At 41.3% G+C, this 13,668-nt stretch carries 16 protein-coding genes; 9 read left to right on the plus strand and 7 right to left on the minus strand.

Annotated features, from left to right (window positions below; genetic code table 11):
- Positions 1-50: 50 nt before the first annotated feature.
- Positions 51-686, minus strand: coding sequence for a restriction endonuclease subunit R (locus tag NMG48_RS10205; RefSeq protein ID WP_271255109.1), 636 nt, complete (start codon positions 684-686; stop codon positions 51-53).
- A gap of 68 nt (positions 687-754) precedes the next feature.
- On the opposite strand from NMG48_RS10205, the gene NMG48_RS10210 reads away from it, so the two are divergent.
- Positions 755-892 (plus strand): hypothetical protein, encoded by a 138-nt coding sequence (locus NMG48_RS10210; protein ID WP_271255110.1) that lies wholly within the window; start codon positions 755-757, stop codon positions 890-892.
- Positions 893-936: 44 nt separating this feature from the next.
- Here the strand turns inward: NMG48_RS10210 and NMG48_RS10215 are convergent, their stop codons facing one another.
- The 4 genes from NMG48_RS10215 to NMG48_RS10230 all read right to left on the minus strand — a co-directional run bounded on the left by NMG48_RS10215 (position 937) and on the right by NMG48_RS10230 (position 3,756).
- Positions 937-1,197, minus strand: a complete 261-nt coding sequence (locus NMG48_RS10215; protein WP_271255111.1) for a DUF4926 domain-containing protein — start codon at positions 1,195-1,197, stop codon at positions 937-939.
- Positions 1,194-1,532 (minus strand): DUF6883 domain-containing protein, encoded by a 339-nt coding sequence (locus NMG48_RS10220; RefSeq protein WP_271255112.1) that lies wholly within the window; start codon positions 1,530-1,532, stop codon positions 1,194-1,196. The genes NMG48_RS10215 and NMG48_RS10220 overlap by 4 nt, the downstream gene beginning before the upstream one ends.
- Positions 1,533-1,744: 212 nt before the next feature.
- On the minus strand, positions 1,745-2,143 hold the full coding sequence (locus NMG48_RS10225; protein ID WP_271255113.1) for a hypothetical protein: 399 nt from the start codon (positions 2,141-2,143) through the stop codon (positions 1,745-1,747).
- A gap of 368 nt (positions 2,144-2,511) precedes the next feature.
- Entirely contained in the window at positions 2,512-3,756 is a 1,245-nt protein-coding gene (locus NMG48_RS10230; protein ID WP_271255114.1) for a response regulator, read from the minus strand.
- A 629-nt stretch (positions 3,757-4,385) separates the two neighbouring features.
- Here NMG48_RS10230 and NMG48_RS10235 point away from each other — a divergent pair.
- The 4 genes from NMG48_RS10235 (at position 4,386) to NMG48_RS10250 (ending at position 8,235) form a co-directional block, all read left to right on the plus strand.
- Positions 4,386-6,101 carry a DUF3352 domain-containing protein gene (locus NMG48_RS10235; protein WP_271255115.1) on the plus strand — a complete coding sequence of 572 codons (1,716 nt, stop codon included), beginning with the start codon at positions 4,386-4,388 and terminating at the stop codon, positions 6,099-6,101.
- 98 nt (positions 6,102-6,199) lie between these two features.
- A complete protein-coding gene (locus NMG48_RS10240; protein WP_271255116.1) occupies positions 6,200-6,916 on the plus strand; it encodes a DUF3386 domain-containing protein in 717 nt (238 codons plus the stop codon).
- A gap of 70 nt (positions 6,917-6,986) precedes the next feature.
- Positions 6,987-7,829 (plus strand): hypothetical protein, encoded by an 843-nt coding sequence (locus NMG48_RS10245; protein ID WP_271255117.1) that lies wholly within the window; start codon positions 6,987-6,989, stop codon positions 7,827-7,829.
- Between the two features lie 121 nt (positions 7,830-7,950).
- Entirely contained in the window at positions 7,951-8,235 is a 285-nt protein-coding gene (locus NMG48_RS10250) for a hypothetical protein (RefSeq protein ID WP_271255118.1), read from the plus strand.
- 25 nt (positions 8,236-8,260) lie between these two features.
- Here the strand turns inward: NMG48_RS10250 and NMG48_RS10255 are convergent, their stop codons facing one another.
- The gene (locus tag NMG48_RS10255; protein ID WP_271255119.1) at positions 8,261-10,168 is read right to left on the minus strand and encodes an AAA family ATPase; all 1,908 of its coding nucleotides are present in this window, start codon (positions 10,166-10,168) and stop codon (positions 8,261-8,263) included.
- 144 nt (positions 10,169-10,312) lie between these two features.
- Between NMG48_RS10255 and NMG48_RS10260 the strand changes: the two genes are divergently transcribed.
- From NMG48_RS10260 to NMG48_RS10275, 4 genes are all read left to right on the plus strand, one after another.
- Positions 10,313-10,756 (plus strand): gamma-glutamylcyclotransferase family protein, encoded by a 444-nt coding sequence (locus NMG48_RS10260; protein WP_271255120.1) that lies wholly within the window; start codon positions 10,313-10,315, stop codon positions 10,754-10,756.
- Between the two features lie 131 nt (positions 10,757-10,887).
- Complete coding sequence (tsf, locus tag NMG48_RS10265; protein ID WP_271255121.1) at positions 10,888-11,607, plus strand: translation elongation factor Ts; 720 nt, start codon at positions 10,888-10,890, stop codon at positions 11,605-11,607.
- A 175-nt stretch (positions 11,608-11,782) separates the two neighbouring features.
- Positions 11,783-12,391, plus strand: coding sequence for a hypothetical protein (locus NMG48_RS10270; protein ID WP_271255122.1), 609 nt, complete (start codon positions 11,783-11,785; stop codon positions 12,389-12,391).
- Positions 12,392-12,439: 48 nt separating this feature from the next.
- On the plus strand, positions 12,440-12,769 hold the full coding sequence (locus NMG48_RS10275; protein ID WP_271255123.1) for a translation initiation factor: 330 nt from the start codon (positions 12,440-12,442) through the stop codon (positions 12,767-12,769).
- Positions 12,770-12,803: 34 nt separating this feature from the next.
- On the opposite strand, the gene NMG48_RS10280 is transcribed toward NMG48_RS10275, so the two are convergent.
- Positions 12,804-13,358, minus strand: coding sequence for a Uma2 family endonuclease (locus tag NMG48_RS10280; protein WP_271255124.1), 555 nt, complete (start codon positions 13,356-13,358; stop codon positions 12,804-12,806).
- Positions 13,359-13,668 lie beyond the last annotated feature (310 nt).

The following is a 13,668-nucleotide window of genomic DNA, read 5'->3' on the forward strand; positions in this document are numbered from 1 at the left end:
GGGAATAGGTGATCGGGTTTTGAGTTTGAGGGGCGATCTCTATGCAACTCCTATGATTTACAAATAGCTTTAAGAACTTTAAGAATCTGTATAGAAGGCTCAGATTCGATCAACGATAGAGAAGGAAATAGCTGATAGCTTGGTGATTCTCCTGCACAGATACGGATAAACTGAAAATGCAAACCATTTGTTGCTAAACCCCAAACTGAAGACTGAGACTGCAAAGACTCATGAGCATAAGTTAATAATTGTGGAATTCCTGTAAAAGGTTCAATCCCCGCTCTCTTTGCTTCAACTATAAGCACCCAAAGCTTGGTTAAATTTGGAACTCCAGATTTTTTAACCGCCAAAATATCATATCTACCCGTAATGCTGGTATCCGATTCAAGAATGTCGATACGCTGAATGTTTTCTTCTAAAAGTAACTCGATCTCTTGATTATAGTAACCTGTCAAATTCATTAGAGGTGCAAGCGCAAGAAACTTAATTTGTCCTTCGGAAACTCTACCTGATAGAAGGTATCGACGAAAATTAGTACAAATCTCAGTTAGTTCTGTTTGCTCAAAATCAGAAATAGATTCCAGATCAAGATAATCAGAAAAAATACCCATCTCTCCAGACTCGTGAAAGCCTAATAGATGCTGTACATCTTCAAAATTTAAATTTTTCGCGGCAAGTGTAACCATCTTGACCTCTTTAAAACTAGCAATATTTTCTATCTTAACATCTGAACAATTGCATTGAATCTTAGTAAATGGCGATCGCTGTTTCATTTGAGGGAATAGGCGATCGGGTTTGTGTGTGTGAGGTGCGATCGCTGTTTGAAGTGGAAATAGGCGATCAGATTTTGTGGATGTTGATGGGGCGATCGCTGTTTGATTTGAGGGAATAGGTGATCGGGTTTTGTGGGTAGTGAGGTGCGATCAGTACGAAATTCTAAGCCGCAGCAAGCTCATATTGCAAAGTAAGAAATTCATTAGCCTTCAAATAGGCGATCGCAAACTCACATCCATCAGAATCTGCAAACTCCACCAGATAGTCAACCCCTTGATTATCCTGATGAATATCCACAATCGTACCCACCAACCCCACTGGCAAAGCCGAATTAAAATCATATTCCGCTTCCATTAGTGAAAGCCTATCGACAGAAATTGGTTTTAGAATAGCGATCGTATCAAGTAACTGTGGAGTTTTCATTGTTTCTCTCTCTTTAAAAAAGCACTAATCAAACGTGGATAACCAGACACTAAACTAACTTCCCAAATAGTCCGTAACTCAGCACCTCCTGTATCAGGGATTTCCCAATCAACTTTATATTCTTTACCGAATTTCGTATTACTCTCCTGCACAACTTCACCTTCAACTGCTGCAATTTGAATTAATTCAACCAAGCGATCAGCATTTTTTGTAATACCCAGCTTAGATTGAAATACTCTCGCTTTATCTTTACCCTTGTCATGGTTGAGATTTAAGCAATACCCTAAAATCTTTTGCATAGAAATTTCAGGGCGATCGCTATTTGGTAATTTCATAGGCAAAGGTAATACTAAGTTAATTTTAGTATATCTAAACTCTGAGGCGATCGCTGTTTGATGTGGGGAATAGGTGATCGGGGTTAGGGTTGGTGAGGGGAGATCGCTGTTTGATATTGAGGAAATAGGCGATCAGGTTTTATTGTTTTTGATTGGCGATCTCTGTTTGATGTGAGGAATAGGCGATTTGTCATTTGAGCTTTCCTATCTTTCTATCGAGCAAAACCTTTAGTTTTTGTCCATCTACGCTTAGATTTATCAACCACAGTAATTCCAGTTACGGAGAAAAAGCCACTGTCAATATCATTAGCCATCGCAGGAAGTAAAAGCCTCACATTGTTTTCATAGTTGAACTTCCAAATAGTAGATAATTTCTCCCTGCCATCTTCATTCACATAGACGGTCTTATCTTTAGAAATTAATACCATTGCTACCGATCCCGAATTTTCCGTCACCACTAACACAAAATTATTGCGATCAGCCTTCAAACCTGCATACCATTCCTGAAGATGTTCCTCTAACTCAAATTTGTACAAATCATAATCCATCTGTTCTTTCTCAAGCAGAGCTTTGCTCAATAAATCCGATATTTCTTTGGTTCTACTCGACATAATGCTATTGTCACACTCTAAGTTGTGTTCTATTTTATCGCACGGTTACAGATGGGCGATCGCTAGTTGATTTGAGGGCATAGGCGATCATTTTTTTTGTGCTGAGGGACGATCGCAGTTTGATTTTTAGAAAATAGGCGATTGGGTAAAAACGTCTTCTGTTGTTGAATCTCTTACTAAATTATAGATGATTCCAGATTGCTTTTCCATCTTGGTAGTAATCCTGACTGTTTTGAAGGTTTTTGAATATAGCAGATTGAACATGTCATAGATTGCTCTATGACTCTGCTTATTCCATAGAAATTTTGATTGTAGAAGTCTGTCTCAGATAAAGCTTAGGGGCATGCAGGAAAATAAGGAACTCTTAGCTAGATTAAGTCAGATATATTGTCAACAGAGGGAGCATCTTTGATTGCTGTATCAGAAGCAAGAAGATACTTCTTAATTTGTTCACCAATTTTTTCATTGCCCGATGCCTTCGATATAAAGGCAGTTGCACCAACAAAACGAGACCTAATGCGGTCAATCAATGTGTCATTACTGGTCAAAATTAAAATTGGCGTATCCTTAAACTCTGGAATACGACGGATTTGCGAACAAAGTTCATATCCCCCAACAATTGGCATAACTAAATCTAAAATAATCATCTCTGGCTTATGTTCAACCAGTAGTGGTAATACTTTAATAGATTCTTTAATTGCTAAGAATCCAAAACCGAACTTTGAGACAATCTGGTCAATAGTTGCACATACCTGATTGCTATCATCTACGCAAGCAATAAGAGGACGAGGTAAAATTTGCAACTTGTTTTGACTCTGGTTACTTTCTAATGCTTGGGTAGAGTCCTGTTCTGCTTCTCTACTTGATACAATAGCGGGAAGAGGAGCTTGGATGTCAGGAACTTCTGCTAGTCCAATCAACCCACGATGATAATAGGCAATTAGAGATTGAACAAGAGGAAGTAAATCTTTTTTCATCCATGTAGATAGTTCCCGTAGCGATCGCCTACCATCAAGGATCGTAATTAAAGTTTTATAGGTAAGTTCTGAGGCTTCTTCCCTAAGTTGTTCAGGACGCTTAATCCAAGGAGCAAGATTTGGCGAAAAGTCAGCTATTCCTAATTTACGCCATGTAATCCAATCTTCGTGAGCGCGCTCAATAGCATGTTCTGCATGGATCAGAGAAATTACAGGGGTGATTTCATCTTCAAAATCACAGTAATAGGTGATTCGCTCATTAGCTGCACATTGAATAATGTCAAATAATACTTCATGAACAAAGCTTTCAATGATTGGTGAGATTTGGTCACGAGATAAGACCATACGTTTCATGAGGATGACCAGCACATGGTAGTCCCATAGTCTAATTTCTTCGGGGGTACGGAGAGAGATTTTATTAAAATCGATCTGTAATTTGTACTGCCCCATTAATCTGCGCCAACGTCGATGGTTATGTACTCCCCCCGAAGCCCATACCAACCTACCGTGGCAATAGTAAATAATCCATTTATATTCTTTGACGCTATGAAGTTCCAGTTTTCCAGTAAACTGCTTGCGACCATAGCCGCGTAATTGTTCTACAAGGCTATAAACGGCTAGATTATCTGTATCCATTTGTTATCCATGCGTCTTAGAAATTGATTTTTCTAGTTAGAAGGATCCGAAAAATTGACTTTTAGAAGTTGAAAGTAATTTCAGAATGCGTAATTATTTGGAAAATTCGTTTCGTGAAATATAACGCATCAAAAACTATCAAGGATTGGTTTACCCTATTGCTAAATAATCCTACGGTTAATTCCATCGACATACTCAGACGGTTACTAAAAATTTAGTTAAATTTAGATTTTTTGCAAAAGCTTACTCAATATAATCAATATAAGGAATATATACTAGTTCTAAATGATTTGTATGAAGCGTACCCGCATAAGTACGCTTCATACAAATCATCGCAATCTTAGTAAATGATTTACGATTGCTATATAGAAATTACTATAATACTGCCAGCATACCGATAGCGCTTTAAACTAAGGGATGAGCAGGAAAATAAGGAACCGATTTTTTGGGTGAGGCGAAGCAGCACCAAAAAATCTGTTTTTTATTAAATTGCAGAAACCTAAGGGGCAATACCAAGCTTTCAAAAAAGTTTTGGGTAATCGTCTGTAACCAAATCTGTAGTATCTTGATTGAGATTTGGCGCTATCAATATTTTGATGTCTTGCAACTTTTAGGTTTATCCCACATCCATGTCAAAGTCATCCAGAACTAACAAATCTAAACAAACCAAACAATCGACTCTGTTGATGTACATAGGCATTGGCGCTGCTGTGGTTGCCACAGGCGCAGGGGGAGCCTATTTCTATTTTTCTCAGCGATCGCAAGCAACTAAAGGAATTTTGGGTGCAGCCGCAGCGATCCCCCAAGAAGCACAAATTGTAATGGCATTTAATACCAAATCTGAGCCTTGGAATAAATTGGCGCAATTTGGGACACCTGCATCACAAAAGCTAATTAGTGATGGGATTACTAAATCTCCGCTTAATTCTTTGCTAGTCCAAAGCAAAACAGAATATGGACGTGATGTGCAGCCTTGGTTAGATGGTTATGTGATGACAGCACTTGTTCCAAATGCAGCCCAGCCACAGGCTCCTGCGGCAACTTTAGTTATTGCCCCAACCCGCGATCGCGGCAAGTCTGATGCCTTTCTGTCCAAATATCGTGAAGCTCTAACGCAGCAAGGGGCAAGATTTACTCCTAAGCAGTATAAGGATGTTACCTACTATGAGTCACCCACCCGTGACCCCAATAATAGTGTTGTGACCGCAGATTTTGGCGGGCAGTATGTGGCGCTCTCTACCAGTCCTGCCTTGATGCAGCAGGCGATCGATACTTACAAAGGTACCAGTTCTTCCCTTGCCAAAAAGCCGATCTTTGCCAAGATTTATGGTTCTGCTAATCAAACTAAAATCGCTGATCCATTGTTGCAAGTTTATCTGGATGGGGAAGTAGCGCTAGAGTTTATCGGCTCTCAAGCAAAGCTGAATTTGAATGAATCTGCAATTACCCAGTCCCGTCGTGAACTGGATGCGATGACGCTTACTGGTGGAACCCAAAAGGAAGGATTACGCTTTGAGATTAATACCTATCTCAAGAATGAGAACTCTAATCCACTGATAAATAACGAAGCAAAGGTACTCAATCTTTTGCCACAGGAAACCTTTTTATTAGTGTCAGGGGTGAATCTATATCAGTCTTGGCAGTCCTTAGTTGCTCAGTCTAAGGGAAATGCTAGTTCGGCTCAACTGATCGAGCAGATTCGCAAAGGGGTAAAAGATACGACTAAGCTTGATCTAGATCAAGATATTCTCAAATGGATGAATGGAGAATTTGCGATCGCTGCCATTCCTAATAACCAAGGGATTTTGGCAAGCCCCGGATTTGGCTTTGTGGCGATCGCCCAAGCTAGTGATCAAAATGTGGCTCGAGCAGCACTCGATAAAATTGATAAAGCTGCCCAGTCCTCCAGTGGATTATTGCCCAAAGGGGTTGAGCTAAAGCCAAAGCAAATTGGGGACAAGTCCGTAGTAACTTGGGCGATCGCTAATACCACCATCGCAACCCGTGGCAGCTTAGATAACAATTTTGTCTTTTGGTCAATGGGCGATCTTGCCGATACCTTTATCCCTAAACCTGCTCGTAACTTACCTGAAAGTAGTCCCTTCCAAATCTTGACTACAGGACTTCCCAAATCTAATGGTGGGTATTTCTATCTGAATATGACTACAGCCCTGACTCTTGCCGATCGCCTATTACCTCCCGAAGTTAAATCTAATCCCAGCTTTACCGAAATTCGGGCTGTTTTAGATGCAATCAATGGGATCTCAGTTACTTCCACCAATGTTGATGCCAAAACCACCCGCTTAGATTTTTTGTTTACACTTAAGCCCACACCCGGAAATTAAATCTCTAATGATGCGCGTGGCATGACATACCATGAACATCACTAGGCTCATAGGGTTTCGGGATAAAATAGAAAAATACTCAACACGTTTAACAAAAAATGGTTACAGCAGCCCCAGACACTAAATTTGATACTAACGCCCGTGATTTATTTCAGGCAGCTTACGAAAATCGCTATACATGGGATAGCAACTTCCCTGGGCTAACCGCCAATGTATCGGTAGCGATCAATGGTGTGGCTCGCACAGGAAAAGCCCGCATCAATGGGGATCTGACTGTGGAAGTGAGCATGGATGAACCTCAGTTAGTTGAGCGCACCAGTCGCACTCCTAGTGGTGAAGAAAAGACGGTATCCGTTGATGAAGGTCAGGAATGGCTGTACAATCAACTGCGCGATGTCGTTACCCACCGCAAACGCAAGACCTTTGAAGAAGCTCATGGGAAATCGAGCTTTAATCTTGGCGAAACCGATGAGTCAGGAGCTGTCGAGATTTTGGTAACGGGTGACTCGATGGGATCAAACTACAAAGTACGTGGCAAAGAGATATCGATGGTTAGCCGTGTCATGGGTAGAATTGGCTTTGTGATTAATCACCTCGATCATTTGGATACAGGCGAAGGTTACATTTCCTCTCTCTACACTGCGGTTTTTCGTAATCCGATGAATGATGAGATTGTCCGTCAATCTCGGTTTGAGGATATCTACGAAAAGATTGGCAATTACTATGTAATGACTAAGCAAGTTGTGCAATCCAACGAGCAAGGGCAAACCAAAAACTACGAAATTATCTTTAGTGATATTCAGCTACTAGGCTAAAACTTTATTAAAAATCTTGCGAAGTAAGATTTTTAATCCTAAAGAACAAGGGGCTTAAGCCCCTTGTTCTATGATGATGACAACGATAGTAGCCAAAATTATGAGAGCCGATCTGGAACGGTTATTAATTTCTGAAGCAGAACTTTTGGAATTGACTGGTTTTGATCGCCAGAAGTTGTTGCAATCAAATCATTTAACACCGCGACAGATAATGATTCAGCGTGCGATCGCTTTAGGCGTTGGGGCAGTCTCCTTTGCTATATTTGCAGGTATGTTTTTACCAGCATTACGATTTACAGGAATTATCCTGTTAGTTAGCTTACTATTGGGGGCATTGAGTATTGCTATTGAAATTGCTGAAGTTACGGTCGTCTGTTTTTGTATCGCTTTGGCAGCATCAATTTACTCAATTTATGTTTTGATGGGTGCTACTTTAGGGACGATTTGTCTATGTTTGATTTTAGCGATCGCCAGTGGTATTTTGGCTTGGTTTTTGACTAAATGGATCGATCAAAATTGGAAAAAGTCCAAACAGCCTGTACTAGAAATTCCCAAAATTGTGATACGCCTATTTACGGAAGTTGATAAGTGCAATAAGGTTGTACGAGATATCGATGTGTTTGATCAACTAAAAGAAGCAGGTAATACGATCAAATTAGAATCTCGAGAAGCCGCGATCGCGGCTTTGCGGATGACTCGCAATGATATCGTTAGGGCTTTAAAAACGGAACGGATTTTACGCGAACATCCTGACTTTCATCCTGATCGCTTTGATATTGATTTAAATGCCTTTGAGTCTATGCAGGTAGGGGAGCAAGCAAAGGAATATGGACGCATTTTTGATACCACCTTGCAGATTGCGATCGATGTGCAGAAAACGATGTCGGAATTGCAGAAGACAAGCCCAGATTAACTTAAAAATAGAACTAAGCCCTGTGTTGTATGCTGCGCGTACAACACAGGGCTTGTTGTTTTATATTTAATTTCGCCCAGCTACTTATATATTAAACTGGAGTGAGAGTAGGAAAATATTTATGACCGAACAAAATGCCCCATTAAATGAAAGTGAATTGCTTCGTTTGGGAGGGCAGAAAACATCTAACTTTGTAATTTTGCCTGCTCAAATTCGATATCACCATATTAAACTGGATGATTTAGATAAACCCATAGCTGCAATTACTTATAACGGTTTTACCTATAGTCTATTTCGGACTAGTTCTAACTGGACGGAAGTGGAAAAATTAACTAGTCGCCTTTCTGTAGCTTATGTAATTACAGTAATTGCTAAAGGGTGGGCAATTTGGGTATTTGAATATTAATTGAAGGGCGCTATGCGCTCTCAAATTAATTTCTTTGTGATTGGATTTCGGCAAAGGCTTGTTCAAAATCTTCATTCGTAATTCGCAAATTTTCTAGTTGATTTTCTAATTGATTAGAGTAATCACGTTGATGACGACGAATCGCAAAGATCGCCGCACGGTTACTTAAGAAAGCAAGATCAGCTCCATTCCAATTTTCCGTCCGTTCTGCCCAGATTTCTAAATTGAGATGACGATCAAGGGGGCGATCGCGATTATGTACTTCCAAAATCGCACGACGACTATCGGTATCAGGTAAATCCACCATCATATGCAGTTCAATTCTGCCCGATCGCAATAATGCAGGATCGATAAAATCGCGACGATTAGTTGCGCCAATTACGAGTAATCCTTCCGCCGATTGCAACCCATCGAGTTCTGTGAGTAGTTGACCAATTACGCGATCGCTGACACCACTATCGCCTTGATAGCTACCTCGTGCAGGAGCAAGGGTATCAATCTCATCAATAAAAATCACACAGGGGGAAGCCTGTCTTGCTTGGGCAAATAACTGACGGATGGATTGTTCAGAAGCTCCTACCCATTTTGTCAGTAACTCTGAACCTGCAACGGAAATAAAATTGGCTTGAGCTTGAGTGGCGATCGCCTTTGCCAGTAAAGTCTTTCCTGTTCCAGGTGGACCATAGAGTAGCACACCACGCGCCGCCTTAGCACGAGTATGGGCATAGAGTGCGGGATCGACTAATGCTCCTGCCACAGCTTCTTGGAGCGTTTGCTTGACTGTAGCGAGTCCGCCAATTTCTGCCCATTGGACTTTGGGAACTTGAATTTGGAGCGATCGCAATACAGCAGGTTGGACTTGCTTCAGCGCAAATTCAAAGTCTTCACGATTTACATTCAGATTCTCAGGAATATCAACTACACTGGCAACCTGACGACGCAGAGCATTAGTTGCCGCCACTTGGCATAGTCCTTTAATATCTGCTCCCACATAACCATAGGCACGATCGGCAATATCTTCCAAATCCACATCACTGGTTAATGGCATTGATCGCGTATGGATTTCGAGAATCTCTCGACGTGCTTTGCGATCAGGTATGGGAAAAATAATCTCGCGATCAAATCTCCCCGGACGACGGAGAGCAGGATCGATCGCATCAGGACGATTAGTTGCTGCTAGGACAATCACACCCTTGGTTTCCGCAAATCCATCCATTAAACCTAGCAACTGTGCTACTAGGCGCTTTTCTACTTCTCCTTCCACATTTGCCCGATTGGGAACGAGCGCATCAATTTCATCGATAAAAATTAGACAGGGGGAGGATTTGGCGGCTTTCTCAAATACTTGTCTTAACCGAGTTTCCGCTTCGCCATAATATTTGCTAATAATTTCAGGCCCCACGATCGCAATGTAATTTACGCCTAATACATTGGCTAGCGATCGTGCCGTCAAGGTTTTGCCTGTTCCCGGAGGTCCCACTAATAACACACCCTTAGGTGGTTCTAAGCCCAACTTGGCTAGTACATCTGGGCGTTTGAGAGGAATCTCTACTAAATCCCGCAATTGCGCTAGGGTATCGCCTAAGCCACCTACTAATTCGGCGATCGCTTGGGGCTTGTCCTTGGAAAATTGCTCTGAGGTTGGTTCAGGTTTGACCACATCAGGCGATGTTACTTCGCTATTTCCACCTGTTGCCGTAGCAGCACGGGGCGATCGGGGAATATTACTCCGTCGAGGAATGCTGGACAAAGGACGTGATGTGACATTTACCTCTGTGTGAATCTCGCCAGATTTTTGTTTCTCTTCGAGTTTTTGCGCCAGATCGATGAGCTGATCGAGATTTAGCAACTGCTTGACATCATCTACTAGAGATTCTAGACCTTCCACTTTAAAGGCAAATTTGTCCTTAAAACTATCTTTGTCATTACTCATCGATGCTGGTTTCCTATTGATAATCTTCTGGACGGCGACTACATTCTATGTTAGCTCTGATATAGGGGCGATCGCATCAGCATAAAGTAGAAGCGAGTTTAGACTTCGCTCAACCCATGAATATAAAAATATCATGACAAAATCATGACAGAAAATCACCCAAGTCCTGACCAATGCCATGTCTTTGTCTATGGCACGCTCAAGCCTAACGAATCTAACTATGACCAATATTGTGCTGGTAAAGTAATCGCTCAGCAACAGGCGATCGCCTATGGTGAATTATTTGCTCTGCCGATGGGTTATCCCGCGATGACCATTGGTAATATGCAGATATATGGATATGTGCTTACATTTCCCGATGACATTATCTTAGAAGCTATGGATGGGTTAGAAGACTATCAAAGCGATCGGGCTACTTCTGAAAATTTATATAATCGTCAAAAGATAGAAACTTTTGATCTCGCAGGAAGTTTTCTAGGCTTGGCATGGGCTTACTTAATGACCAAAGAACAGGTAATCAAATTTGCAGGCAGCGCTCAGACTGATGGATGGTGGAGTAGTTTTTCAGGCGATCGCCCCAAATTTTGAAAACCTTGTGTACACGGAATTGTGATAACTTAGAGTACTGCAAACAACATTTTAGAGATATTTTCGGCAACGAGCAAAACTCCAAGCTCCTCGAAATGTTGCCCTAGAGATCCCAAAACAAGCTTATTAATATGGCAGACATTACAACCCAACAAATTCAAGAACTACGCGCCAGAACTGGTGCAGGTATCAAAGACTGTAAAGCAGCTCTAGTTGATTCTGAAGGCGATTTCACCAAAGCTACCGAATACCTCAGACAAAAAGGGCTAGCTTCTGCGGTCAAAAAAGCAAGCCGTGCTGCCACAGAAGGCATCGTTCATAGTTATATTCACTTTGGTAGCCGTATTGGTGTGCTAGTCGAAGTTAACTGCGAAACCGACTTCGTAGCCCGTCGTGAAGAACTTAAAGACCTAGCTGACAGCGTAGCTAAGCAAATTGCTGCTAGCCCTAACGTAGAATACGTCAGCGTAGCTGATATTCCTGCCGAATTTGTCGAAAAAGAAAAGCAAATCGAAGCAGGTAAAGACGACCTTGCTAGCAAACCCGCAGCCATCCGCGACAAAATTGTACTTGGTCGTATCGAAAAGCGCCTCAAAGAATTGTGCCTACTCGATCAGCCATATATCAAAGATCAAAGCATTACCGTTGACGAGTTGGTTAAGCAAACTGGTGCTAAACTCAGCGAAAACGTTAAGGTGCGTCGCTTTGTCCGTTTTGTAGTTGGCGAAGAAATTGCTTCTGAAACTCCTGAAGCCCCTGCTCCTGTAGTAGAAGCCCCTGCTCCTGTAGCAGAAGCTCCTGCTGAAGAGCCTAAAAAAGACAAAAAAGAAGATAAGAAGAAAAAGAAATAAAGTTCAAGAGGTTGGGTGTTATGTAATATCCAGCCTCTTAGCTATATAAGTTTTCAAATGAGCATATGCTCATTTGAAAACAAAAAATCAATCTCAGTAAGGTTTTTAAGTTGTTATGTTGCCTCAGACAAAATAACAATCGCTGTAAATACTGTGCATTTTTGAGCTGTGAATTATGACGACGCTGGTGCGTATTGATAAAGATATTCAAAATATCCAACAGTCGATCGCTGATGTGATCAGTCGTATCGATGTCATTCATCTAGAGTACTCACAGGCGATCGCCAAAGCTGTGCAGCAACAAATTTTGCTCACCGTCTTTAGTTTTTGTACTCAAAAATGTCCTGACGCATTTCTGGCACTATCCCTATCAGAGCGGCAGAAACTGCAAGCATCTCTACGCAAAACAATTCAGTCTCTCTGCGATCAGATGCAAAAGACCCTCGAAGAATGCGATCGCGACAGTCGCACCAATCAAGAAAATCTCGATAACCTCCTCAGTAAACTCCTCAACAAAAGCATCGAGACCCTAAACCAGCTTTTAGTTGAGCATAAAGTTTTAAACGCCCCAGACCCCAAGGCTCAAGACGATAAAACGCCTCAGATGACCATTCGTCTTGCCGAAATTGAGTTTACCGATCGCAATGTGATGTCCTGTCGTGGCGAAATGCGCGTTTTATCAGCGAGACTAGCGCATTTGCAAAATGAGTTAGCCAAAAAACATCAACAAAAGATGATTGCTGAAGCTGAATTAGCATGGCGATCGGCATGGACAGAATCATAGTAAAGAAATGGCTTAAGCCTTTTTTTACTATGATTTATAAAAAAAGCTATGACTAAAAATCGTGTAGTTTATCGAGAATTCGGCACACCAGAAGAAGACGATGCCGATAATAATGGGGTTGATTTGCCACCACAACAGCAAAATATTCGCATTCAAGCTACTCGCCGAGGTCGTGGTGGTAAAACTGTGACTGAAGTGACAGGCTTTCAAACTACACCCGAAAATCTCGCTAAGCTCACCAAACAGCTAAAAAATCAATGCGGCGCAGGTGGTACAGCAAAGGATCAAGCGATCGAGATTCAAGGTGATTGCGCTCAGAAAATATTACAAATCTTGCTAGGTTTAGGCTACAAAGCCAAAGTAAGCGGTGGTAAATAATAAGGAGAAGTCGCGCCGCGCCCCCTCCTCCTTGTTAGCGTTTTAGCCAACCAAAAATTTGATTGGGCGTAAGTTGTAAAGCCATCTCATCTAAAACCGTTAAAGCCATATCTCCTCTAGCCAGTAGTAAAGGCTGATCGGGTACAAAGACCATAATTACCTCTTCTTGGCTATCAATTAACCAACCAAGTTGCGTACCTTCGGCTAAACAATCCTGAATTTTGGCGATTAATTTAGTAACGCTTTGGTCTACCGATAGAATTTCGATGATCCAGTCTGGCGCACCTTGGATTGGCTGATTTGCAACAGGTATACGTCTTTGATGGACAATTGTTATATCTGGAACTACTGAGTTTTTGCTCAAAATACAACGCAGTTCTGGAAAAGCTTCATAGATACTGTTGGTATTGTCGATCGCCCTAACTAAGTGTTTTTGTAAAAGACTGTGATAGAAGGTAGGCATTGGCTTCTGCAAGACTTGTCCATGGAGTAGTTCCCAAGCTGGAGATTCTTCGATGTTGTGAAGTTGCATAAACTCAGTCAAGGTGACTGGTTGTAGGGCAGTGGAAACCATAAGCCAAGAACCCACAAATAGGATCAATTTCTAAACCCTATCATAATCAGTACTTATGAAACTTAACCGATCACTCCCATACTTGACTTAACACGTCGATTAGAGGCAAAGTCAAAAAACACTCCTAACCAAGACCTAGTAAAGATTTAGAGGTTTTAGCGCATAGTTAATTGCATGGTAGAGCGCTGATCAAAAACTACTAAAAAATATGATCCAAGCCCTCTCTTATAGTAACCATAGAAAAATACTGATGAAGTTAGGTATTTTCATTTAGAGATATCTTTGCAATAATCATAGAAATTTAATTATGGTTTTTTGTAAATAA

The sequence above is a fragment of the Pseudanabaena sp. Chao 1811 genome, from assembly GCF_027942295.1.
Taxonomy (GTDB): Bacteria; Cyanobacteriota; Cyanobacteriia; order Pseudanabaenales; family Pseudanabaenaceae; genus Pseudanabaena.

Excerpts from the sequence above, each read along its gene's own strand:
- NMG48_RS10205 (WP_271255109.1), bottom strand. The coding sequence starts at position 686 with ATGGTTACACTTGCCGCGAAAAATTTAAATTTTGAAGATGTACAGCAT.
- NMG48_RS10210 (WP_271255110.1), top strand. The coding sequence starts at position 755 with ATGGCGATCGCTGTTTCATTTGAGGGAATAGGCGATCGGGTTTGTGTG.
- NMG48_RS10215 (WP_271255111.1), bottom strand. The coding sequence starts at position 1,197 with ATGAAAACTCCACAGTTACTTGATACGATCGCTATTCTAAAACCAATT.
- NMG48_RS10220 (WP_271255112.1), bottom strand. The coding sequence starts at position 1,532 with ATGAAATTACCAAATAGCGATCGCCCTGAAATTTCTATGCAAAAGATT.
- NMG48_RS10225 (WP_271255113.1), bottom strand. The coding sequence starts at position 2,143 with ATGTCGAGTAGAACCAAAGAAATATCGGATTTATTGAGCAAAGCTCTG.
- NMG48_RS10230 (WP_271255114.1), bottom strand. The coding sequence starts at position 3,756 with ATGGATACAGATAATCTAGCCGTTTATAGCCTTGTAGAACAATTACGC.
- NMG48_RS10235 (WP_271255115.1), top strand. The coding sequence starts at position 4,386 with ATGTCAAAGTCATCCAGAACTAACAAATCTAAACAAACCAAACAATCG.
- NMG48_RS10240 (WP_271255116.1), top strand. The coding sequence starts at position 6,200 with ATGGTTACAGCAGCCCCAGACACTAAATTTGATACTAACGCCCGTGAT.
- NMG48_RS10245 (WP_271255117.1), top strand. The coding sequence starts at position 6,987 with ATGATGATGACAACGATAGTAGCCAAAATTATGAGAGCCGATCTGGAA.
- NMG48_RS10250 (WP_271255118.1), top strand. The coding sequence starts at position 7,951 with ATGACCGAACAAAATGCCCCATTAAATGAAAGTGAATTGCTTCGTTTG.
- NMG48_RS10255 (WP_271255119.1), bottom strand. The coding sequence starts at position 10,168 with ATGAGTAATGACAAAGATAGTTTTAAGGACAAATTTGCCTTTAAAGTG.
- NMG48_RS10260 (WP_271255120.1), top strand. The coding sequence starts at position 10,313 with ATGACAGAAAATCACCCAAGTCCTGACCAATGCCATGTCTTTGTCTAT.
- tsf (WP_271255121.1), top strand. The coding sequence starts at position 10,888 with ATGGCAGACATTACAACCCAACAAATTCAAGAACTACGCGCCAGAACT.
- NMG48_RS10270 (WP_271255122.1), top strand. The coding sequence starts at position 11,783 with ATGACGACGCTGGTGCGTATTGATAAAGATATTCAAAATATCCAACAG.
- NMG48_RS10275 (WP_271255123.1), top strand. The coding sequence starts at position 12,440 with ATGACTAAAAATCGTGTAGTTTATCGAGAATTCGGCACACCAGAAGAA.